Source organism: Trinickia caryophylli, assembly GCF_034424545.1.
Classification (GTDB): domain Bacteria; phylum Pseudomonadota; class Gammaproteobacteria; order Burkholderiales; family Burkholderiaceae; genus Trinickia; species Trinickia caryophylli.
The window spans coordinates 3,843,293-3,864,693 of the sequence record NZ_CP139970.1 but is presented as its reverse complement, the minus strand read 5'-3'; the positions used below and the strand labels follow the sequence as shown (position 1 = coordinate 3,864,693).

Annotated in this window: 20 protein-coding genes; 10 read left to right on the top strand and 10 right to left on the bottom strand. The window is 67.6% G+C overall.

The genetic code is table 11. The annotated features are described in order from the left end of the window. Positions 1-138 precede the first annotated feature (138 nt). The 7 genes from fba to U0034_RS17465 form a co-directional block, all read right to left on the bottom strand. On the bottom strand, positions 139-1,176 hold the full coding sequence (fba, locus tag U0034_RS17495) for a class II fructose-bisphosphate aldolase (RefSeq protein ID WP_085227179.1): 1,038 nt from the start codon (positions 1,174-1,176) through the stop codon (positions 139-141). A 48-nt stretch (positions 1,177-1,224) separates the two neighbouring features. Beyond that, positions 1,225-3,285 carry a transketolase gene (tkt, locus tag U0034_RS17490; RefSeq protein ID WP_085227271.1) on the bottom strand — a complete coding sequence of 687 codons (2,061 nt, stop codon included), beginning with the start codon at positions 3,283-3,285 and terminating at the stop codon, positions 1,225-1,227. Positions 3,286-3,318: 33 nt separating this feature from the next. Further along, complete coding sequence (locus U0034_RS17485; protein ID WP_085227178.1) at positions 3,319-4,191, bottom strand: phosphoribulokinase; 873 nt, start codon at positions 4,189-4,191, stop codon at positions 3,319-3,321. 50 nt (positions 4,192-4,241) lie between these two features. Further along, on the bottom strand, positions 4,242-5,327 hold the full coding sequence (locus tag U0034_RS17480; protein ID WP_085227177.1) for a class 1 fructose-bisphosphatase: 1,086 nt from the start codon (positions 5,325-5,327) through the stop codon (positions 4,242-4,244). 20 nt (positions 5,328-5,347) lie between these two features. Then, positions 5,348-6,406: a CbbX protein gene (cbbX, locus tag U0034_RS17475; RefSeq protein ID WP_386092078.1), complete on the bottom strand. Its 1,059-nt coding sequence runs from the start codon at positions 6,404-6,406 to the stop codon at positions 5,348-5,350. A gap of 58 nt (positions 6,407-6,464) precedes the next feature. Then, the gene (locus U0034_RS17470) at positions 6,465-6,893 is read right to left on the bottom strand and encodes a ribulose bisphosphate carboxylase small subunit (RefSeq protein ID WP_085227176.1); all 429 of its coding nucleotides are present in this window, start codon (positions 6,891-6,893) and stop codon (positions 6,465-6,467) included. Positions 6,894-7,092: 199 nt separating this feature from the next. Beyond that, positions 7,093-8,577 carry a form I ribulose bisphosphate carboxylase large subunit gene (locus U0034_RS17465; protein ID WP_085227175.1) on the bottom strand — a complete coding sequence of 495 codons (1,485 nt, stop codon included), beginning with the start codon at positions 8,575-8,577 and terminating at the stop codon, positions 7,093-7,095. Between the two features lie 567 nt (positions 8,578-9,144). Here U0034_RS17465 and pqqA point away from each other — a divergent pair. The 3 genes from pqqA to U0034_RS17450 all read left to right on the top strand — a co-directional run bounded on the left by pqqA (position 9,145) and on the right by U0034_RS17450 (position 10,746). After that, positions 9,145-9,219 (top strand): pyrroloquinoline quinone precursor peptide PqqA, encoded by a 75-nt coding sequence (gene pqqA, locus U0034_RS17460; protein ID WP_035468154.1) that lies wholly within the window; start codon positions 9,145-9,147, stop codon positions 9,217-9,219. A 97-nt stretch (positions 9,220-9,316) separates the two neighbouring features. Further along, complete coding sequence (locus U0034_RS17455; RefSeq protein ID WP_085227269.1) at positions 9,317-9,919, top strand: DUF447 domain-containing protein; 603 nt, start codon at positions 9,317-9,319, stop codon at positions 9,917-9,919. A gap of 80 nt (positions 9,920-9,999) precedes the next feature. Beyond that, positions 10,000-10,746 carry a (5-formylfuran-3-yl)methyl phosphate synthase gene (locus U0034_RS17450; RefSeq protein ID WP_085227174.1) on the top strand — a complete coding sequence of 249 codons (747 nt, stop codon included), beginning with the start codon at positions 10,000-10,002 and terminating at the stop codon, positions 10,744-10,746. A gap of 42 nt (positions 10,747-10,788) precedes the next feature. Here the strand turns inward: U0034_RS17450 and U0034_RS17445 are convergent, their stop codons facing one another. The 3 genes from U0034_RS17445 to U0034_RS17435 all read right to left on the bottom strand — a co-directional run bounded on the left by U0034_RS17445 (position 10,789) and on the right by U0034_RS17435 (position 13,668). After that, complete coding sequence (locus U0034_RS17445) at positions 10,789-11,409, bottom strand: amino acid kinase family protein (RefSeq protein ID WP_085227173.1); 621 nt, start codon at positions 11,407-11,409, stop codon at positions 10,789-10,791. Between the two features lie 85 nt (positions 11,410-11,494). Next, a complete protein-coding gene (locus U0034_RS17440; protein ID WP_085227172.1) occupies positions 11,495-12,616 on the bottom strand; it encodes a hydantoinase/oxoprolinase family protein in 1,122 nt (373 codons plus the stop codon). Beyond that, positions 12,613-13,668, bottom strand: a complete 1,056-nt coding sequence (locus tag U0034_RS17435) for an ATP-grasp domain-containing protein (RefSeq protein WP_085227171.1) — start codon at positions 13,666-13,668, stop codon at positions 12,613-12,615. The genes U0034_RS17440 and U0034_RS17435 overlap by 4 nt, the downstream gene beginning before the upstream one ends. A gap of 12 nt (positions 13,669-13,680) precedes the next feature. Here U0034_RS17435 and U0034_RS17430 point away from each other — a divergent pair, with 12 nt between their 5' ends. The 7 genes from U0034_RS17430 to pqqB all read left to right on the top strand — a co-directional run bounded on the left by U0034_RS17430 (position 13,681) and on the right by pqqB (position 21,302). Next, complete coding sequence (locus U0034_RS17430; RefSeq protein ID WP_085227170.1) at positions 13,681-14,421, top strand: HisA/HisF-related TIM barrel protein; 741 nt, start codon at positions 13,681-13,683, stop codon at positions 14,419-14,421. Positions 14,422-14,714: 293 nt separating this feature from the next. Further along, on the top strand, positions 14,715-16,091 hold the full coding sequence (locus U0034_RS17425) for a molybdopterin-binding domain-containing protein (protein ID WP_085227169.1): 1,377 nt from the start codon (positions 14,715-14,717) through the stop codon (positions 16,089-16,091). Beyond that, positions 16,088-17,833, top strand: coding sequence for a formylmethanofuran dehydrogenase subunit A (locus U0034_RS17420; protein ID WP_085227168.1), 1,746 nt, complete (start codon positions 16,088-16,090; stop codon positions 17,831-17,833). Before U0034_RS17425 ends, U0034_RS17420 begins: the two co-directional genes overlap by 4 nt. A gap of 13 nt (positions 17,834-17,846) precedes the next feature. Further along, positions 17,847-18,803, top strand: coding sequence for a formylmethanofuran--tetrahydromethanopterin N-formyltransferase (gene fhcD, locus U0034_RS17415; RefSeq protein WP_085227167.1), 957 nt, complete (start codon positions 17,847-17,849; stop codon positions 18,801-18,803). Then, the gene (locus U0034_RS17410; RefSeq protein ID WP_085227166.1) at positions 18,800-19,684 is read left to right on the top strand and encodes a formylmethanofuran dehydrogenase subunit C; all 885 of its coding nucleotides are present in this window, start codon (positions 18,800-18,802) and stop codon (positions 19,682-19,684) included. The genes fhcD and U0034_RS17410 overlap by 4 nt, the downstream gene beginning before the upstream one ends. Before the next feature lie 77 nt (positions 19,685-19,761). After that, positions 19,762-20,376 carry a cytochrome b gene (locus U0034_RS17405; RefSeq protein ID WP_085227268.1) on the top strand — a complete coding sequence of 205 codons (615 nt, stop codon included), beginning with the start codon at positions 19,762-19,764 and terminating at the stop codon, positions 20,374-20,376. Beyond that, complete coding sequence (gene pqqB, locus U0034_RS17400) at positions 20,373-21,302, top strand: pyrroloquinoline quinone biosynthesis protein PqqB (protein WP_085227165.1); 930 nt, start codon at positions 20,373-20,375, stop codon at positions 21,300-21,302. The genes U0034_RS17405 and pqqB overlap by 4 nt, the downstream gene beginning before the upstream one ends. Positions 21,303-21,401 lie beyond the last annotated feature (99 nt).

Below are 21,401 nucleotides of genomic sequence, written 5' to 3'. Positions count from 1 at the left end.
TTGACGCCGCGGCAGGCAGCCGGTCGCCGCACCTCGCGCGCATGAGTCGTTCGCCCCCGTGGGGCTGCCGCCGCGGCAGTCCAGCGCATCCGGGCCGCCCGGTACCGGAAACGCGGGACGTCACGCCGCGGCAAGCAGTCAGTGATAGCGCCGGGCCATCGCCTCGAGCGGCAGCGGCTTGATGCGCGCGCCCTGGCCCGCGCAGCCGAATGCCTCGAAGCGCTCGACGCAAACGCTCTTCGCAGCGGCTGTGGCCGCCTTCAGCGCACGGCGCGGATCGAATTCGGACCGCGCCTCGGCAAACGTCTTGCGCATCGCGCCCGTCATCGCGAGCCGGATATCGGTATCGATGTTGACCTTGCGCACGCCGTGCGCGATGCCGCGCCGGATCTCCTCCACCGGCACGCCGTAGGTGGTCGGTATCTCGCCGCCGTACTCGCGGATCACCTCGAGCCACGCCTGCGGCACCGACGACGAGCCGTGCATGACGAGGTGCGTATTCGGAATGCGCTCGTGAATCCGAGCGATGCGATCGATCGCGAGAATGTCGCCGGTCGGCTCGCGCGTGAACTTGTAGGCGCCGTGCGAGGTGCCGATCGCGATCGCGAGCGCATCGACGCCCGTGGCCTCGACGAACGCGCGCGCTTCATCGGGGTCGGTCAGCAGCGCATCGTGCGAGAGCGTGCCTTGCGCACCCACGCCGTCCTCCTCGCCTGCCTGCCCGGTCTCGAGCGAGCCCAGGCACCCGAGTTCGCCCTCCACCGATACGCCGACCGCATGCGCCGCATCCGCGACGCGGCGGCTGACCTCGACGTTGTACTCGTAGCTGGCCGGCGTCTTCTGATCGGGCATCAGCGAACCGTCCATCATGACCGACGTGAATCCCGAGCGGATCGCCTGCTGGCAGACCGATGGACTCGCGCCATGATCCTGGTGCAGCACGACGGGGATGTCGGGATGCGCTTCGAGCGCGGCCAGCACGAGATGGCGCAGATAGGGCTCGCCCGCATACTTGCGTGCGCCGGCGGACGCCTGCAGGATGACGGGGCTCGACGTGGCCTCGGCCGCCTCCATGATCGCGTGGATCTGCTCCATGTTGTTGATGTTGAACGCGGGCACGCCGTAGCCGTGTTCGGCGGCGTGGTCCAGCAGTTGACGCAAAGCGATGAATGCCATGGTGGACTCCTTCCGATTCGAAACCGTCTGTGCTTCGCTGTTTTTGTCTCACGGGGCGGCGACGCGGCACGCCGCGTCGGCCACGGCCTGTGCCGTCAGCCCGAAGTGCGCGAAGAGCGCGCCGGCCGGCGCCGATTCGCCGAACGTGTCGATGCCGACCACGGCCCCCTCGAGCCCGACGTACTGGCGCCAGAATCCCGTCACGCCCGCCTCCACCGCCACACGCGGCACGCCCGGCGGAAGCACCGCATCGCGATAGGCGGCGCTCTGGCGATCGAAGACCGTCGTCGAAGGCATCGACACGACGCGCGCGGCGACGCCCTCGCGGGCGAGCGGCTCGAGTGCGGCGAGTGCGAGCGCGACTTCGGAGCCCGTCGCGATCAGCACGACGCGCCTCACCTGCGCGCTCTGCCTTGCGGCATCGCTCTGCGGCCAGTCGCGCAACACGTAGCCACCTTGCGCGATCGCTTCGATCTGCGCCGCGCCGCGCGCGACGAACGGCAGGTTCTGCCGGCTCAGCAGCAGGCACGACGGGCCCGCCCGCTCGACCGCGCTGGCCCACGCCTGAACCGTCTCCACGGTATCGCAGGGGCGCCAGACATCGAGGCCGGGAACGAGCCGCAGGCTTGCGGCGTGCTCGATCGGCTGGTGGGTCGGACCGTCTTCGCCCAGGCCGATCGAATCGTGCGTGAAGACGAAGACCGTGCGCGTTTTCATCAGCGCGGCCATGCGCAGCGCGTTGCGCGCATAGTCCGAGAACGTGAGGAACGTACCGCCGAACGGCAGATAGCCGCGATGAAGCGCCACGCCGTTCATGACCGCGCACATGCCGAATTCGCGCACGCCGTAATGCAGATAGTTGCCGCCCTGCAGGCCCGAGGCATCCACGCGCACGGTTTTCGCCGAAGACCAGTTCGTGAGGTTCGAGCCCGTGAGATCGGCCGAGCCGCCGAGCAACTCCGGCAGGCTCGCCGCAAGCGCTTCGATCGCGAGTTGCGAAGCCTTGCGCGTGGCGATCGACTGCGCGGCATCGTTGGCCGTATGGACCATCATGCGTCGCGCCGCCTCCCAGCTCTCGGGCAGCGCGCCGCGCGTACGCCGCTCGAACTCGGCCGCCTCGCGCGGATACTGCTCGCGATAGGCGGCAAACTGCTGCGTCCATTGCGCTTCGGCCTGCGCGCCGCGCACCGTCGCGTCCCACAGCGCATGCACGTCCTGCGGCACGGCGAACGGCGGATGCGACCAGCCGAGCGCCGCGCGCGTGGCCGCGATCTCGGCCGCACCGAGCGGCGCGCCGTGCACGTCATGTGTGCCGGCCTTGGTCGGTGCGCCACGGCCGATCACGGTCCTGCAGCAGATGAGCGTCGGCCGCCCGGCACCGCGCGCTTCGGCAATCGCGCGGTCGACGGCCTCGACGTCATGGCCGTCCACGTCGCGCACCACGTGCCAGCCGCACGCGGCAAACCGCCCCGGCGTATCGTCGGCGAACCACCCCTCGACATGGCCGTCGATCGATATCCCGTTGTCGTCGTAGAGCACGGCGAGCTTCTCGAGCCGCAGCGTGCCCGCCAGCGAAATCGCCTCCTGCGAGATGCCTTCCATCAGACAGCCATCGCCGACGAAAGCGTACGTGCGGTGATCGACGATGCGGTGCCCGGGCCGATTGAACTCACGCGCGAGCAGCGCCTCGGCCAGCGCCATGCCGACTGCATTCGCGAGCCCCTGACCGAGTGGCCCCGTCGTCGTCTCGACACCGGGTGTAACGCCCACTTCGGGATGCCCCGGCGTCTTGGCGTGCAGTTGCCGAAAACGCTGCAGTTCGTCGATGGGCAACTCATAGCCCGTCAGATGCAGGAGGGCATAGAGCAACATCGATCCATGACCGTTCGAGAGTACGAAGCGGTCTCGATCGGGCCAGTGCGGATTGCGCGGGTTGTGCTTCAGATGTCGGTCCCACAGCGCAACGGCGATCTCGGCCATGCCGAGCGGCATGCCCGGGTGGCCCGAGTTCGCCTGCTGCACGGCGTCGATGGCGAGCATGCGCAGCGCATTGGCCATGCGCGCGGTTGCGGACGACGAAGACACGGACGGTTCAGCTGCGGCATTCATGAGCATGCCTCCCATGGGGCGCGCGGTGCCGGCTCAGGCACGCGCGCGCCGGTCCATCAATTGAAGAATCATCGGCGTGAAGATGAGCTGCATCGCCAGCCCCATTTTTCCGCCCGGCACGACGATCACGTTCGGCCGCGACATGAAAGAGTCGTGCAGCATCGTCAGCAGATACTGGAAGTCGATGCCCTTCGGCCGCGCGAAGCGGATCACGACGAAGCTCTCGTCGGGCTGCGGGATCTCGCGCGCGATGAACGGATTCGACGTATCCACGGTCGGCACGCGCTGGAAGTTCACATGCGTGCGCGAGAACTGCGGACAGATGTAGTTCACGTAGTCGGGCATGCGACGCAGGATCGTATCGACCACGGCCTCGTGCGAGTAGCCGCGCATCGTCTGGTCGCGATGCAGCTTTTGGATCCACTCGAGGTTGATGGTCGGCACGACGCCCACGAGCAGATCCGCATGACGCGCAATGTCGACCTCGTCGGTCACGGCCGCGCCGTGCAGCCCCTCGTAGAAAAGCAGATCGCTCTCGGCATCCACGTCTTTCCAGGGCGTGAAGGTGCCGGCCTCCTGGCCGTAGAGCTTCGACTCGCCTTCGTCGTGAACGTAATGTCGATAACGGCCCGCGCCGCTTTCGGCGTAGCTCGCGAACAACCCCTCGAGTTCCGCGAGCAGATTGGCCTCGGGACCGAAATGGCTGAAGTTTCGAAAGCCGTCGCGCTCGTGCCGGGCCATCGCCTCGCGCATGCCGGCGCGGTCGTAGCGGTGAAACGCGTCGCCTTCGACGACCTGCGCGTTGATGTGCTCCCGTCGAAAGATATGGGTAAAGCTCTTCATGACGGTCGTCGTGCCGGCGCCGCTCGAGCCGGTCACGGCGATGATCGGATGCTTGACGGACATGCGTGGAGTCTCCTGATAGTGATCTGATCGATGCGTTCTCGCGCGTACCGTCAAACCGGCGCTTCGGGCAGAAAGAGCGAGCGCGGCTGAAAGAGCGGCGAAGTGAACGGCTTGTCTTCGCCACGATCGAACTCGCGGTGGTAGCGCCCGATGCGCTCCACCTCGACACGCGAGCCGAGAATCACGGGCACGCGCTCGTGCAGCGTGCCCGGCACCACGTCGAGCAGCCGCTCGCGCCCCGTGCTCGCGGCCCCGCCGGCCTGTTCGATCAGAAAACTCATCGGGTTCGCCTCGTAAAGCAGGCGCAGGCGGCCCGGCATGTTCGGCGTCTTGAAGTCGCGCGGGTACATGAATACGCCGCCGCGCATCAGGATGCGATGCACTTCCGCGACCATCGACGCGATCCAGCGCATGTTGAAATCGCGCCCGCGGCAACCGGTGCGGCCATCCTTGCACTCCTGAACGTAGCGCCGGACCGGTGCCTCCCAGAATCGCTCGTTCGACGCGTTGATCGCGAATTCGCTCGTGTCCTCCGGAATGCGGATATCCGAATGAGTAAGGACGAAGTTGCCGACGTCGCGCTCGAGCGTGAAGCCGTGCGTGCCGTTGCCCACGGAGAGAACCAGCATCGTCGACGGTCCGTAGATGGCATACCCGGCCGCAACCTGCTCATGGCCCGGCCGCAGGAAAGCCGCTTCGTCGCCCTTGCCCTCCTTGCAGCGCAGGACCGAGAAAATGGAGCCGACCACACCGTTGATGTCGATGTTCGACGAGCCGTCGAGCGGATCGAACGCGAGCAGATATTCGCCGCGCGGGTACTCGGATGGGATCGCATAGACAGTCTCCATTTCCTCGGAGACCATCGCCGCGAGCAGGCCGTCCCACTCGCAGTGCTGTACGAAGATCTCGTTGGTTGCAATATCGAGTTTCTTCTGCTCTTCGCCGTGCGTGTTGACCGATTGCGCAGAGCCGTAATTACCGCCGAGCGCACCCCGTGTGAGCGCGGAAGAGATGGTCTTGATCGCCGCGGCGACGTCGATCAAGAGCGCCGAAAGCCCGGCGGCCGCGACCGGCGACGGCTGCCGGTCCAGTGTGTCGATCAGAAACTTCGATAGGGTCGTACGTCCGTCCTGCATGGCGCTCTCCTGAGTCTCGTCTAAATTCTTCCCGGCGGCGACGTTCCGGCGTGCGCCGGCCGCTCGGCCCCGCCCGCTCCGCCTGCTTGTTGGTCCGCTTCGTCGTCCGCCTGCTCGCCGTCGCCGAAGACGCGGCTCGCACGAATGTCCTCCGCGCCGATGCGCTTCAACGCGTCGGTCGATACCGGGGCGCCGCTCGCCAGCGCGGCGGCGAAAATCCGCCGCGCCTGGCGCAGCCGCGCGCGATCGAGCGCGTTGCGCACGGAACGCGCATTGGCGAAATTCGGCTGGCGCGTGCGGCGCGCGACGTATTCGGCAAACGCCTCGCGCGCGCCGTCGTCGAACTCGTAGTGCATCGCCCCGAGCATCCGCTCGGCGATTACGACGAGCTCGGGCTCCTCGTAATCGGGAAATTCGATGTGATGCGCGATCCGCGAGCGGAATCCGGGGTTGCTCTGAAAAAAAGTCTCCATGCGCGACGCGTATCCAGCCAGGATCACGACCAGATCGTCACGCTGGTTCTCCATCGTCTGCAGCAGGATTTCGATGGCCTCCTGGCCGTAGTCGCGCTCGTTCTCGGGGCGATAGAGGTAATACGCCTCGTCGATGAAGAGCACGCCGCCCATCGCGCGCTTGAGCACGTCGCGCGTTTTCGGCGCCGTATGCCCGATGTACTGGCCGACGAGGTCGTCGCGCGTGACCGACACGAGGTGATTGCGGCGGATATAGCCGAGCCGGTGCAGCACCTCGGCCATGCGCAACGCCACCGTCGTCTTGCCCGTGCCGGGGTTGCCCGAGAAGCACATGTGCAGCGTGGGCGCCCCGCTCGCGAGATCGAGCTGCGAGCGGGCCCGCTCGACGATGAGCAGCGCCGCGATCTCGCGAATGCGCGTCTTGACCGGCACGAGGCCGACGAGGTCGCGATCGAGCTCGTCGAGCACGTCGGCGATGCCGGAGTCGCGATAGAGTCCCGCCAGGTCGACGCTTTGCGCGCGCGGCGGCGCCTCGGGAGCCGGCGATGCGCGATGCGCGGCATCGGCAGCGGTCTCGGGCGGTGACAGCGTGGCAAGGTCAGTCATCGAAATCCTCCGTTCGGTTCGCGCCGCCGCGCGCCATCGCGCGCAGCGGCGTCTTCGCTCAACCCTTTGCGCCGTAACGCTCGCCTGCGGGCGCGTTGCTCGCGTAGCTCGTCATGCTGTAGCGCTGCATGCGGCCCTTGTCGTCCGTGCGTGTAAGCTTGAATCCCGGCTCGTGCGCGGGACGGTTGACGATGAACGAGAGCCGCATGGTTTCGAAGCCGCGCGCCGAATCGAATGCGTTGACCTTGATGTAATGGTTGGGATACGTCGTGCGGCAGGCACGCACCTCCTGCAGAATGCCGGCGGCGTCGCGCAAATCGAACATCGGCAGGCCCCACATTTCCCAGTACGTGTTGCGCGGATGGGGGTCGTCCGTGAATTCGACCGAACAGGCCCAGCCCTGCTGCAGCGCATAGTCGATTTGCAGACCGATTTCCTCGTCGGTCAGCTCCGGCAGAAAAGAAAACGTCCCTTGCGTGATTCGCATGACAAAACCTCTCTATGGTTGATGCCCCGGTGCCCGCCCTATCCTTCCGAACCGAACGACGAACACGGGCGCCCCGGCGGTGCTTGCGCATCGCTCTCGCTCCCGCCTTCGGCGGGCACCGTTTATCGGGTTGCCGCCTCCCGCGCATGCGGGCCGCGGCGCTTCATCGGCCGCCGCGCATCGCGGCGCGGCGTGTACGTCAGGCTGCGACGCTCGGCGTCGCCGCGAAGTCGGGCGTATCGGTCGATGCGTAGTTGAACGTGACGTCCTTCCACACATCGAGCGCCTGCTTGAGCGGCGTGCAAGACCGCGCGGCGGCCTCGAGCACGTCTGGTCCCTCGTTCACGATGTCGCGGCCCTCGTTGCGAGCCTTCACCATCGCTTCGAGCGCCACGCGGTTCGCGATCGCCCCGGCCTGTATCCCGGCCGGGTGGCCGATCGTGCCGCCGCCGAACTGCAGCACGCAATCGTCGCCGAACAGATCGAGCAACTGGTGCATCTGCCCCGCGTGAATGCCGCCCGAAGCGACCGGCATCACCTTGCGCAGCCCGGCCCACGGCTGCTCGAAAAAGAGCCCGCGTGACAGATCGACCTCGTTGTGCGATTCCCGACACACGTTGTAATAGCCTTGCACTGCGAGCGGATCGCCCTCGAGCTTGCCCACCGCCGTGCCCGCGTGAGCGTGATCGACGCCCGCCATGCGCAGCCACTTGGCGATCACGCGAAACGAAATGCCGTGATTGCGCTGCCGCGTATAGGTGCCATGGCCTGCACGATGCAAATGCAGGACCATGTCGTTGCGACGGGCCCATTTCGACATCGATTGGATCGCGGTCCAGCCGATCACGAGGTCGATCATCACGATGCACGAGCCCAGCTCTTTCGCGAATTCGGCGCGTTCGTACATGTCTTCGATCGTGCCGGCCGTCACGTTCAGGTAGTGGCCCTTCACTTCGCCCGTTTCGGCCTGCGCGCGGTTGACGGCTTCCATCGCGAAGAGAAAGCGGTCGCGCCAGTGCATGAACGGCTGCGAATTGATGTTCTCGTCGTCCTTCAGGAAATCGAGCCCTCCCTTGAGGCCTTCGTATACGACGCGGCCATAGTTCTTGCCCGACAGCCCGAGCTTCGGCTTCACGGTGGCGCCAAGCAGCGGCCGGCCGTATTTGTCCAGACGCTCGCGCTCGACGATGATCCCGGTGGGCGGGCCCTGAAACGTCTTCAGATAGGCCACCGGAATGCGCATGTCTTCGAGACGCAAAGCCTTCAAGGGCTTGAAGCCGAACACGTTGCCGATGATCGAGGCCGTCAGGTTCGCAACCGAGCCCTCCTCGAACAGATCGAGCTCGTAAGCGATATAGGCGAAGTACTGCGGCTCGCTGTCGGGCGATGAAGGCACTCTATCGATGCGATAGGCTTTTGCACGATACATGTCGCATGCGGTGAGGCGGTCCGTCCACACGACGGTCCACGTCGCCGTCGACGATTCGCCTGCCACGGCCGCCGCGGCCTCCTCGGGTTCGACGCCTGCTTGCGGCGTGATGCGAAAGAGCGCGATGACGTCCGTATCCTTCGGCGTATAGTCGGGTTGCCAATAGCCCATTTCGCGGTACTTCAGCACGCCGGCGGTATAGCGTTCGCGCGGGGTGCGTGCCGGCTCGACGGCGGCCTTGCTGAAATCGTTCATGACGTGTCCTCGAGTTTGACGAGAGCGCGCTTTGCAGTGTCTGGAAGCGAAGCGCTTGATTCGCACTCTAGGCAAGCTCGAAGCCATTGGGAAATCACGATTTCATTCCCAGGAATTAAGCGATGCATTATCGATTGCGGATCGTGAAGCTCGATTGCGAAATCGACGTATGTCGAAAACGATGCGTTCGCTCATGATGACGATGCCCGCGAAGCGAATCGACGCCTGGGCAGTGACAGACGAACGTGGTCGGCGCGCATGCGATGGCACACTTTGCTGCGATTTCGCGACAGTGATGCCACCCCTGCGGAAGCACGTTTCGCGAGGCGCGCCGCACCGTCCTCGTCGTTGCCTTTATTGGTGTTTGCGAGGCGTGCATCCGAGCGAACCAGCTGTCATACTGATTCGCAAGTGCCGCTGTGGCGAATGCCGTCCGCCAGGTGTGCGCTGTCCGATTCCGGATTGCGCCGGGCACGAAGCTTGCGTGAACCGGGCCGCCGCTCGGACGTCCGGTATGGTGCCGGCGCCCACGGCAACTTCTCGAAACACTGTATGGAGGGACTTTCGATGCAATGGACGACACCTAGCTATTCCGACATGCGTTTCGGCTTCGAAATCACGATGTACATCGCGACTCGATAAGCCGGCGTGGGCCGCGTCATGCGGCCCCTGCTTCGGAATTGAGCTGTCCCTTCGTGAAAACCCGGCCGGCCGATCGGCACTGTGATTGATGACCGCCATGATCTTCGAGACGATCGTTACCACAACCTCCAGCGACGGCCGGCCGCACATCGCTCCGATGGGCGTGCGCTACGAGGGCGGCTTCGCCGTTCTTTCCCCTTTCCGGCCGTCCGTCACGCTCGATAACATCGTCGCGACGCGTGCGGCCGTGCTGAATTTCACGGCCGACGTGCGCGTGTTCGCCGGCTGTGTGACACGTTGCGCCACCGAGTGGCCCACCGTGGCCGCCACGCGGGTGGCATGCGCGCGGCTGGCCGAATCGCTCGCGCACACCGAGCTCGAACTCGAACGCATCGACGACGACGCCGAACGACCCGTGCTTTACCTGCGGCCCGTTCATCAGGAACAGCACGCACCGTTCATGGGCTTCAACCGCGCGCAGGCTGCGGTGATCGAAGGCTCTGTGCTCGTGAGCCGCCTCTTCATGCTGTCGACCGAGAAGGTCGATCGCGAGATGAGCTACCTGCAGATCGCCATCGACAAGACGGCCGGCGAGCACGAACGCACGGCATGGGGCTGGCTCGTCGCCGCCATTGCCCGCCATCGCGCGAGCACGCCGGCCGGCGCGAACGAGTGGAACACACCGCGCGTGCCGCACTGAGCCACGTACCCACGACTCTTTTTCGTACGGCGCACGCGCGCCGCGGTGAAATCCCCTCAAGATCTTTTCGGAGAAACGGTATGACCGCATTGCTTGCGAGCGTTCGCTCGGAACAAGAGGCGTTTGCCGCCGCACAGGCCGGCGCCGAACTGATCGACCTCAAGGAGCCGCGCACGGGCGCGCTCGGCGCCCTGCCCGTGAGCCAGATCGGGCGCATCGCCTCCGCGCTGCGTGCGCAGTATCCCGTCAAGCCGATCAGCGCGACGATCGGCGATGTGGAAAGCTGCGACGTCGACGAGATCGTCGCACGCACCATCGACGTGGCCGGCACCGGCGTCGATTACGTGAAGGTCGGGATCACACCGGGGCCGCAGGCGCGCCGCTGCCTCGACGCACTGGCGAGCCTGCCCGCGGCCGTGGTACCGGTCCTGCTCTGCGATACCGGGCTCGATGCGGAACTCGTCGAGCATGCCGCGTCGCTCGGCTTCGTCGGGCTGATGTTCGATACGGCCGGCAAAGACGGGCGCACGCTCTTCGATCACGTAGACGCGGCCACGCTCGATCGCTGTCTTGCCCGCGCTCGCAAGCAGGGAACGATGTGCGGCATCGCGGGCTCGCTCGGTTGGGCGCAACTCGCCCAGATCCGCGCGCTGGCGCCCGATATCGCAGGCTTTCGCGGTGCGCTGTGCGTGGATGGACGCGGCTCGGCGCTGGATCCCGCGCGCGTCGCGCAATGGGCCGAGGCGCTGCACACGAGCGCGGGCGCCGGCGCCGACGGTGCCGACGGTGCCCTCGATGCGCTCAGGCAGCCTGTCGCAAGGACCTGAGCGCCGGCGCGTCGCCGTTTCTTCTATCGAAGCCTGTCCGTCCTAAAGCGTGCCGCCGGGTTGATCGGCGGCCCATGGGGCACGCGCGTCCGGCAGGCGGTCGCGCATCCCGTCGATGTTGTCCTTGTTGAAGACTTCCACCACGTAGTTCGCGTCGGCAACGTAGCTCAGAAAGCGCCGGTCGACGACCTCGGCTGCCGCGAGCGATTCGAGCGGCTCGGCAGGATCGATCGGGCAGGACTTCACGAGCGTCAACCGCTCGGCGTTGAGCATCGTCGAGAGCCACGCGGCGAGGCTGTCCGACGTCGTTTCCCAGTTGCTCATCGGATCGGGCGCATCGCGCATGAGCGCGGTCGGCACCCACACCGCCACGCGGCCGTCGCGCAACGCGCGGCGGATTTTGGCCTCGCTCGAGGCCAGCACGAGTTCGGGCACGAGCCCCTGCATCAGCAGCGCATACTGCGTCATCGCGAGCAGACACATGTTATGCGCGGCGAGATCGTTGAAGCGCCACTCGGCCTGGTATTGCCGGACCTTGTCCGCGAAATCGCCCCCGCCCGGCACGATCACGACGCGGCCGCCGCCTACTTCCACGAGCTCGATGAGCCACTTGCGCAGCGCCGGGTCGTGGCTCAGGCTTCCCCCGATCTTGACCACCCACATGACCGTTATCCTCGCATCCGTTGACTACGTGTTCCCTTCCCTGCCTGCCCTGCCTTGCCTGACATGGCGACGTGCGCGGCGGCCCTCATGCGGCCCGCCCGATCGACACCCGCCGCTGGCCGGCAATGAGCGCCACGGCCACGCTTGGCGCGCAGGTGGAGGCCCAGTCGCCGCAGGCATTCGGCGCTTTCACCAGATCGGCGAAATCGATGTATTCGCGGCCCAGATCGCGCGCCAGCCCGGCCACGAGAAAACGGCCGCAACCGGCACCCACGAGCGGCGGGCCCCCCGATCGGGCCCATCCGCCCGATCGGCCCGATCGGCCCACGGCTGCTTCGACGCGCGCGAGATTTTCGGCTACCTCCTCGAGCTGCCGCGCACGCCACGCCATCGCGAAGCGATGCCAGTCATCGGCTGTCGCTTCGTTCGCGTCGCGCCCGATCATGCGTGCGAGACGGACGCGGCTCGCCGCTTCGGTCTTCGGGCCACGGTCGGCGCTCGGATGGAGGTCGCAGGCAGCATCGAGTTCGCCCGTCAGCCGATAGACATCGGCTGTCGTCGCGAACCATTCGTTCATCACGTTCACCTGCACGCCGCCAAACTCGATGCGCGATGCGAGCGCGCACAACGGCGTGCGCACGACGCCCTGATAGACGAGCTCGCCCGTCGCGAGCCGCCCGGCATCGTCGGCGCCACGCGCACACACGCGTGCACCGGCGATCGGCACGATGTCGGTCGTCGTGCTGCCGATATCGACGAGCACCGCGTCGCCCCGGTGCGCAGCGACCCAGCTCGCGGTCGCGAGCCAGTTCGCCGAGGCTACGCTGCGCCAGCGTTCGGCGCACTGCCCGGCCTCGACCCAGCCCTGTGCGCCCGCGAAAAACGACAGGCGGCGCCCCAATCGCTCGGCAAGCGCATCGGCAAGCATGCAGACGCCTTCCTCGCGGCTCGGGAAGAGGTCCACCATTTCGCCCGTCATCGTGACCGCATGGTGCGCATCGTCGGAGAGCGCGGCAGGCCAGCGGGCAAAGACGAGATCGATCGCGCTGCGCAGATGATGAAGCCCTTCCCACAGCGGGCAGGCCCACTGCCCGACGTCGAGCACGCAGCCCGCCGCATCCGCGACGCAGACTTTCAGGTGCGCACCGCCCACATCCCAACCGAACGTCAGCGGCCCGCTCGAGGTGCCCAGCCAGGCGGCGCTCACAGCTGCACTCCACGCTCGGGCCGCCCCCAGGCCGACGCGATGCGCGGCGAGCGTTCTTCGGCGAACGGCACGCCGTGCGCCGCCAGAAGCGCGCGCGTAAGGCGCCCGCCGCTCGAGGTGGCGAGATGCGCATAAGCCGTCGTGAGCCGCGGATTGATTTCGACGATGACTGGACCGCGCCGGGGATGCCAGATGAGGTCGATGCCGATGAAGCCGCGCAGCCCGGGCAGCGCGGCCGCCGTGCGCCGCGCGAGCGAGGCGAGCGTCTGTGCGCGCACGCTGCCGAGATCGATCTGATCGACCGCCACGCCGCCCCATTCGACGATGCGCATGTGCGCACCCGGTGCATGGCGCTCGACGAAGCTGATCCGCTGCCGATTGACGCTGACGAGCTCGACGCCATCCTCGCGGCAAATCAGCGAAAGGCTCAGCGGCTCCCCCTCGACCCAGGCCTGCAGCACCGGCGCGCGGCCCGCGCTCGCGCGTGTGTCGTAGTCGGCGCAGGCTGCAGCGTAGGAATCGAAAACGAACGTATCGAGGCTGCCGGCGCCGTCATCGGGCTTCACGACCCACGGCCCTTCGCCTGGCTCGCCGTCGCCGGCGGGATCGAGCGATTCGGTCACCGCGATGCCATGCGCAGCGAGACAGGCTGCCGTCGCACGCTTGCTCGACGCCAGCGCGATAGCCTCGCGCGTGCAGCCGAGCCAGCGCTGCGGCCCCACCGCGTCGTGCAGTTGAAGCAGCAGATCGTCGCACTCGGGCGCGATCACCCACGCATAATCGTGGGCGCGCGCCACGCGGGCGACGAATGCGGGAATCGACTCGCCGGGCGCGGGGCAGCATGATCCGTCTCGCAGGCTCAGCGCTTCGAAGCGCGAACTCGCGAAGCTCACGCGCACGCCGCCGAGCTTGCGCAGTTCGGACACGAGCGCGTCGCGCATGATGCGGCCATCGCCCATCAGCGCGCTGAGGTCGGCAAGGCTGCCGTCTGTTGCCAGTTCGGGGTCGATACCGCCGCCGGTGAGATACTCGTAAACAAAGATCTTGGTCAAAGGACGCACCCCATGCTGGTCATACCGGTACTCGACTTGCTCGGCGGCGAAGCCGTACGCGCCGTTCGCGGCGAGCGCGCCAACTATCGCCCGCTGCGCTCGGCTCTCGCCGCGACGAGCGAACCGATTCCGCTCGCTCGCGCGCTCGTTCACGCATGCAGCGCGAGCGCGCTCTATATCGCCGATCTCGACGCCATTCTCGGGCACGGCGACCACGCCGCCGTGCTCGCCGCGCTGCGCGCCGAGCTGCCCGAAGCCGAAATCTGGCTCGATGGCGGCTTTGCCGACTACCGCTCGATGCGCTCGATGTTCGAACGCATCGAGGCGGCCGGCCCCGCGCCCGACGCCGGCCAGGCACGGCTCGTACCCGTCTTCGGCACGGAATCGCTGCGCGACGTCCGTGCGATCGCCGAGGCCGAAGCGGGCGGCTTCGAGCCGATCCTCTCGCTCGATCATCGCGGCGGACGGCTCGTTGCCGATTCCTCATTCGCGCTCGGGCCAGCCGCGTGGCCCGCACGCGTGATCGTCATGACACTCGATCAGGTCGGCAGCTACGGCGGGCCGGACCTCGCCACGTTCGCACGCATCGGCGCGCAAGCCGCACCGGAGACGACCATCGTCGGCGCGGGCGGGATTCGCGCGGCGGATGACCTCGCCCGCGCCGCCGCGGCGGGCGCGCGCGCCTGGCTCGTCGCTTCCGCGCTGCACGATGAACGGCTCGGTCTCGTTGCGGCGCAGCAACCTCGAGCTTGATGCAGGCCCGGGGCACACAAGTTCCATGCCACCCATGCCGCATGGCAGCGGGGTGTAAACGAATGGCAAGCTGATGCCGCCAAAGCCCGGGAGCAGGTGACACTCTGCTCCAGTTCGGCACACAACCTGTACGCGGATGGAACGCCGGATAGCGGCGGCGGCGCGGTTTCGCATCCGCAAACCACACGCATCGCCGGCCCCCTGCGGCGTGCCGGTACCGATGCAAGCGCGCGGCGCGGTGCCCAGGCCATCCATGCGGTACGCGTCGGCATAGACCTTGCTGGACGGGCCGCATGCCACATTCGTCCAACGATCCTTCGACGGCCGGCGCCTCGGCCACACCGGCGCCCAGAACCGTGCACGACTGGACCTGCCCGTTCTGCCCGCTGCTGTGCGACGACCTCACGGTCGAAGTCGGCGCGGACGGCACGCTCGCGTCGGCCGGCGCCTGCCCGCGTCTTGCCGAGGCGCTGGCCACATTCGGACCCGGCGATGCGCAAGCCGGCGCCTCGGTCGACGGCCAGCCTGCCACGCTCGATGCGGCGCTCGATCGCGCCGCGCAGATGCTCGGCACCGCGCGGCGGCCTCTCGTCGGCGGCCTCGCGACCGACGTGGCCGGCACGCGCGCGCTCTATGCGCTCGCCGCCGCGTGCGGGGCCACGCTCGATCATCTGCATGGCGCCTCGCTGAGCGCGGCGACACGCGTCATGCAGGACCGCGGCGCGTTCTTCACGACGCTCTCCGAAGTGCGCAGCCGCGCGGACCTCGTCATCGTCTTCGGCTGCCGCCCGTCCGATCGCTATCCGCGCTTTTACGCACGCGCGCTCGGCGGGAACGACGCGCTCGCACGCGAATGCGTGTTCCTCTGCTGCGAGCAAGACCCCGAAGCCGCGCAGGCGGTGCCCGAGGCGGCCACTCAAACGCTGCTGCCCGATGCCGACCCGTTCGACGTTATCGCCGTCTGGTCCGCGCTCGCCGAAGGCCGCCTGCCGCAAACGCTTCAAACGCTCGGCGGCGGCGCGCACGCCATGGCCGACACGCTCGCCGAACTGGCTGCGCGTGTGGCCGCGGCACAGTATGCGGTGCTCGTCTACGAGCCGGCCGCGCTGCCCGGCACGCAACCCGCCCTGCTGATCGAAGGCCTGCAGCGCATCGTGAAGACGATCAACCGCACGACGCGCGCCGGCGCGCTCGCGCTCGGCGGCGACGATGGCGCGGCAACGGCCAATCAGGTGGTCACCTGGCTCTCGGGCCTGCCGTTGCCGCTTGTCGTCCCTTGCGTCGCGCGCACGGCCGGCACGGGCCAGCCCGAGCACGATGCGCACCGCTATCGGAGCGCGCGGCTTCTGGCACAGGGCGATGCCGATGCGCTCGTCTGGATTGCAACGTTCGGCCCGCTCGCGCTGCCCGATACGCTGCCTGCGGGCATGCCGGCGATCGTCATCGGGCATCCGTCGCTTGGCGCGGCAGCCAGCGCACGCGGCAGCGGCACCGTCTTCATTCCCGCGGCGAGCCCGGCCATCGATACCGACGGGCATTTGTTCCGCCTGGACGGCTCCGTCGTGGCACCGCTGACGGCCGCGCGCGGTGCTCCGCTCGCGTCGGTGGCGGCGGTTGCCGCGCGCCTGACCGAACGACTGACACCGAGCCGGGGGAACGCGCAGTCATGACGACGATCCGTTTGAAAGGCGGCACCGTGTACGACCCGATCCACGGCGTGAACGGCGAGCGCCGCGACCTCGTGTTTCGCGACGGCCGCATCGTCGATCTGCCGGCCGGCACACCGGTGGACAGCGAGTACGACGCGAGCGGCATGGTGGTCATGGCGGGCGGCATCGATCTGCACTCGCACATCGGCGGCGGCAAGACGAACCTTTCCCGCCTGCTTTTGCCCGAGGACCATCGCGCGCGCGAGATCGCGGCCGCTGCGCACGATCCATCCGTCGATGCGCTGATCGAGAACGAGCGCGACGGTGCGGGCCGCTATCTGCGCCTGCCGTCGTGCGGCACCTGCACGCCGGGCACGCTGGCAACGGGCTACCGTTACGCCGAGATGGGCTACACGGCCGCATTCGAGCCGGCGATGATGCCGAGCAACGCGCGCCACACGCACCTCGAAATGGGCGACACGCCGATCATCGACCACGGCGCCTATGTCATGCTCGGCAACGACGAGCTGTTCCTGCAACTGCTGTCCGCCCGCGAGAACTTCGAGCGGGTGCGCGACTACGTGGGCTGGACCATCGACGCGAGCAAGGCGCTCGGCGTGAAGGTCGTCAATCCCGGCGGCATTTCCGCATTCAAGTTCAATCAGCGCTCGCTCGACGTGGACGAAGCGCACGCGAAATACGGCATCACCCCGCGCGACGTGCTGCGCACGCTCACGCGCGCGCTCACCGAGCTGCGCGTGCCGCATCCGTTGCATGTGCATTCGAGCAACCTCGGCGTGCCCGGCAACGTCGCCTCGACGATCGCGACGATGGACGCGGCCGAGGGGCTGCCGATCCACCTGACGCACATTCAGTTCCACAGCTACGGCGTGGAAGGCCCGCGCAAGTTCTCGTCGGGTGCGCGCGCGATTGCCGAGGCGGTCAATGCGCGGCCCAACGTCACGATCGACGTCGGCCAGGTGATCTTCGGCCAGACCGTCACCGCGTCGGGCGACACCATGATGCAGTTCAAGAACGCACCCTATGCGCAACCGCGCAAGTGGGTGCTCGGCGAGATCGAATGCGACGCGGGCTGCGGCGTCGTGCCGTTTCGCTATCGCGAGCAAAGCTACGTCAACGCGCTGCAATGGATCATCGGGCTCGAGATCTTCCTGCTCGTCGACGATCCGTGGCGCGTGTCGATGACTACCGACCATCCGAACGGCGGCCCGTTCACGAGCTATCCGCACCTGATCCGCCTGCTGATGGACAAGTCGTTTCGCGCCGAGCAACTCGCGAAGCTGCACCCCGAGGCGCAGGTGGCCAGCGCGCTGCCCGAGCTCACGCGCGAGTTCTCGCTCTACGAGGTTGCGATCGTCACGCGAGCGGGCCCGGCACGCCTGCTGGGCCTCGCCGATCGCGGGCATCTCGGCGCGGGCGCGGCGGCCGACATCGCCGTCTACCGCGACGAGCCCGATCGCGAGCGGATGTTCTCGCGCCCCGCCTACGTGTTCAAGGATGGCGAACTGATCGCGCGCGACGGCACGCTGCTCGCGGCGCCGACGGGCGGCATTCATTTCGTGAAGCCCGAGTACGATCGTGGCATCGAAAAGACGCTGCGCGCCTTTGCCGAGCGGCAGCTGACGACGAACGCCGCCCACGCGGCGATCAGCGACGACGAGATCTGCAGTTGCTGCCGCGGCGGGCGGCTTTTGCCCGTCGAATGCCTGGTCCACCCGCGCGCCGCGCAAACCCCACGTTGACGGCCGAGCGACGATGAGCACACCTTATTCGATCAACGGCACCGTCATCGACGACACGTTCGCGGAAGCATTCCCGATGAAGGCCACGCGCCTCGTCATCACGGCGCACACGCCGGTCTGGGCGCGCCACGCCGCGAACACGCTCGCGGGATTCGCCACCTCCGTGATCGGCTGCGGCTGCGAGGCCGGTATCGAGCGCGACTGCAGCCCCGACGAAACCCCCGATGGCCGGCCCGGCGTATCGGTACTGCTCTTCGCCGTCTCCTCGAAGGAGCTCGCCAAGCAGCTCGAACGGCGCGTTGGCCAATGCGTGCTGACGTGCCCGACCACGGCTGTCTACGCGGGTATCGATGCCGCGACGAGCACCGCGCCGCTCTCCGACAACGCGGGGCTCGGCAGCCGGCTGCGTTTTTTCGGCGACGGCTGGCAGATCGCGAAGATGATCGGCGGCAAACGCTATTGGCGCGTGCCGGTAATGGACGGCGAGTTCGTCTGCGAAGATGCCGTGCAGACCGTGAAGGCCGTCGGCGGCGGCAACCTGCTCCTGCTCGGGCGCGACATCGACGCGACGCTCGCCGCGGCAGAGGCAGCCGTCGCGGCCATGCGCGCGCTGCGCGGTGTGATCCTTCCCTTTCCGGGCGGCGTCGTGCGCTCCGGCTCGAAGGTGGGCTCGAAATACGCGGGTGCGACGGCTTCCACCAACGACGCATTCTGCCCGACGCTCACGGGCCTTTCGACGCGCAGCGAGCTCACGGCGGAAGTGGGCAGCGTGCTCGAGATCGTGATCGACGGCTTGACCGAAGCCGACGTGGGCACCGCGATGACAGCCGGCATCGCCGCGGCCACGGGGCTCGGCCGCGCGGCCGGCGTGCTGCGCATCTCGGCCGGCAATTACGGCGGCAAGCTCGGCCCCTATCACTTTCCTCTCCACCGCCTTTCCGAAGGCGTCGCAGGAAGCCGTTCGACATGAGCACGACGATCTTGCGCGTAAAGGCGCCCCCCGGCTTTTCGATCGACGGCGCACCGCTCGTGCCCGCCGCGCTCGCCGACATGCCGCTCGATGCGATTGCGCGACTGCGATTGCGCTCGCGCGACCAATCGGTCGCAACCGGCGATCTTTTCGACATATCGCGCAGCGCGACGGCCGATCCGCCCGAGCCCGCCGACGCGGCCGCGGCCGCGGCGTCGAATGCGGCCGGCGCGCCCCAGGACGGGCCCGCGCTCGTCATCGAGGGCGACGTGCGCTGGCTGGTGAATCTGGCTGCGGGCATGGCGGGCGGCCGCCTGATCGTGCGCGGCGCGGTGGGCGACTATGCCGGCGCGCAGATGACGGCCGGCACGCTCGCGATCGAAGGCGACGCGGGCGACTACCTCGGCTGCGAAATGCGCGGTGGCCGCCTGACGGTCGCGGGCCGTTGCGGCGACTTCGCAGCAGGCGCGCGGGCGGGCGAAATGGAAGGCATGACAGGCGGCACGATCGCCATCGCGGGCAACGCGGGCGAGCGCCTCGGCGACCGCATGCGGCGTGGGCTCGTGCTCGTGGGCGGCGACTGCGGCGCCTATGCGGCGTCGCGGCTCGTGGCCGGCTCGATCTGCGTCGCCGGCCGCGTGGGGGCGCACTACGGCTACGGCATGCGGCGCGGCACGCTCGTGCTCGCGCGCCGGCCGGACCGGCTACCGGAGACGTTCGTCGCGGGCGGGCGCGGTTTCGATGTGTTCTGGTCCCTGTTCGTGAAGCACCTCGCCACCGAAATGGCACCGTTTTCGACGCTTGACCCGCGACGGCTTCCGGTGCGCTTCGCAGGCGACCTCGCCGTCGACGGACGGGGGGAAATACTGATCGCGGCCTGAACCGGCACGCTGCGATCGAACTCGCGCGCATCGCGGCGCTCAATGAGGATATGGATGGACGAAACACGGACATGGCGATGACGACCCCTTATTCCCCGCGCGGCGAGCCCCTGCCTGCGGGCGTCGATGCGCACCGCTACGCGAGTTCGCTGATCGTGCTGCATTGGCTCATCGCGATTTGCATCATTGCCCTTCTGGCGCTCGGCCTTTACATGGTCGGGCTGCCGAAAGGGCTGCCCATGAAGGCGACGCTGATCAATCTGCACAAGTCGCTGGGGCTGACGGTTTTCCTGCTTGTGCTTATCCGCATCATGGTGCGCGCGGCCGTCCATCGGCCGCCGTTGCCGCCGATGCGACCGTGGCAACGCGCCGCCGCGCGCACGACGCAGGTTTTTTTATACGTGGGGATGCTCGCGCTGCCGCTCACCGGCTATCTCGGCTCCTCGTTCAATACGTACGGCACGCGCTTTTGGGGGCTGCTGCTGCCGAAATGGGGTTGGGACGATCCGGGTTTGCGAGCAGTCTTCTTCGGAACGCACGATGTGCTCGCGTATGCGATGATCGGACTCGTTGCGCTCCATATGCTGGGTGCGCTCAAGCATCAACTTATCGACCGCGACGGCCTCATGGAGACGATGCTGCCGCGGCGCTCGAAATCGCGGCGAACACGCGCAAAAGGCGGCACGGTATGAAGATCAAGGTACTCGGCTCGGCAGCCGGGGGCGGCTTTCCGCAGTGGAACTGCAACTGCCGCAACTGCGACGGCGTACGCCGCGGCACGGTGAAAGCGAAGCGCCGCACACAGTCGTCGATTGCGGTGAGCGCGAACGGCGAAGACTGGCTGCTCGTGAACGCATCGCCCGATCTGCTTGCCCAGATCGCCGCAAACCCGGAGCTGCAACCCGCGCGGCAAGCGCGCGATACGGGGATCGCGGCCGCGCTCGTCATCGATGCGCAGATCGATCACGTCACGGGGCTGCTGATGCTGCGAGAGCGCGGCACGCCGCTGCCGCTCTACACGACGGCCCCCGTCTGGCAGGATCTCAGCACCGGTTTTCCGATCGGCCCCATTCTCGGCCACTACTGCGGCGTCGATCATCGCACGATCGCCCTCGACGGCTCGCCGTTGTCGGTCGATGCGCTGCCGGGCGTGCGGATCGTCGCGCTGCCGCTCACGAGCAAGGCACCGCCCTATTCCCCGCATCGAGAAGCGCCCGAGCGCGGCGACAACATCGGGCTCGTCATCGAGAACGTCGCAACGGGCAAGCGCGCGTTCTACGCGCCGGGCCTCGGCGTGCTCGAACCGCACGTGCTCGCGGCCATGCGCGAGGCCGACCTCCTGCTCGTCGACGGCACGACCTGGACCAACGACGAAATGATCCGGCTCGGGTTCTCGAAGAAGACGGCTGCGGACATGGGCCATCTGCCGCAATCGGGCCCGGGCGGCATGATCGAAGTGCTCGACTCGATCACGGCGGCTGCCTCGCGCCCCGTACGCAAAGTGCTGATCCACATCAACAACACGAACCCGATTCTGATAGAGGATGGAGCCGAGCGGCGCGCGCTGGCCGAGCACGGCATCGAAGTGGCGGAAGACGGAATGATGTTCGAGCTTTGAGGCGGGACCGCCTGCCCGGCCAGCGAGGCGCGCGCTCGGCAGGTTGAACGAGACGGCTCGAACATGAGCGAGCCGCACGAGCGGGCGCTGCCGCGCCCG

Coding starts and splice junctions, on each gene's coding strand:
- U0034_RS17445 (WP_085227173.1), bottom strand. CDS start 11,409: ATGTGGGTGGTCAAGATCGGGGGAAGCCTGAGCCACGACCCGGCGCTG.
- U0034_RS17455 (WP_085227269.1), top strand. CDS start 9,317: ATGATCTTCGAGACGATCGTTACCACAACCTCCAGCGACGGCCGGCCG.
- U0034_RS17425 (WP_085227169.1), top strand. CDS start 14,715: ATGCCACATTCGTCCAACGATCCTTCGACGGCCGGCGCCTCGGCCACA.
- pqqB (WP_085227165.1), top strand. CDS start 20,373: ATGAAGATCAAGGTACTCGGCTCGGCAGCCGGGGGCGGCTTTCCGCAG.
- U0034_RS17450 (WP_085227174.1), top strand. CDS start 10,000: ATGACCGCATTGCTTGCGAGCGTTCGCTCGGAACAAGAGGCGTTTGCC.
- U0034_RS17480 (WP_085227177.1), bottom strand. CDS start 5,327: ATGCAGGACGGACGTACGACCCTATCGAAGTTTCTGATCGACACACTG.
- U0034_RS17485 (WP_085227178.1), bottom strand. CDS start 4,191: ATGTCCGTCAAGCATCCGATCATCGCCGTGACCGGCTCGAGCGGCGCC.
- U0034_RS17420 (WP_085227168.1), top strand. CDS start 16,088: ATGACGACGATCCGTTTGAAAGGCGGCACCGTGTACGACCCGATCCAC.
- U0034_RS17405 (WP_085227268.1), top strand. CDS start 19,762: ATGACGACCCCTTATTCCCCGCGCGGCGAGCCCCTGCCTGCGGGCGTC.
- fhcD (WP_085227167.1), top strand. CDS start 17,847: ATGAGCACACCTTATTCGATCAACGGCACCGTCATCGACGACACGTTC.
- tkt (WP_085227271.1), bottom strand. CDS start 3,285: ATGAATGCCGCAGCTGAACCGTCCGTGTCTTCGTCGTCCGCAACCGCG.
- U0034_RS17430 (WP_085227170.1), top strand. CDS start 13,681: ATGCTGGTCATACCGGTACTCGACTTGCTCGGCGGCGAAGCCGTACGC.
- U0034_RS17410 (WP_085227166.1), top strand. CDS start 18,800: ATGAGCACGACGATCTTGCGCGTAAAGGCGCCCCCCGGCTTTTCGATC.
- U0034_RS17470 (WP_085227176.1), bottom strand. CDS start 6,893: ATGCGAATCACGCAAGGGACGTTTTCTTTTCTGCCGGAGCTGACCGAC.
- cbbX (WP_386092078.1), bottom strand. CDS start 6,406: ATGACTGACCTTGCCACGCTGTCACCGCCCGAGACCGCTGCCGATGCC.
- fba (WP_085227179.1), bottom strand. CDS start 1,176: ATGGCATTCATCGCTTTGCGTCAACTGCTGGACCACGCCGCCGAACAC.
- U0034_RS17465 (WP_085227175.1), bottom strand. CDS start 8,577: ATGAACGATTTCAGCAAGGCCGCCGTCGAGCCGGCACGCACCCCGCGC.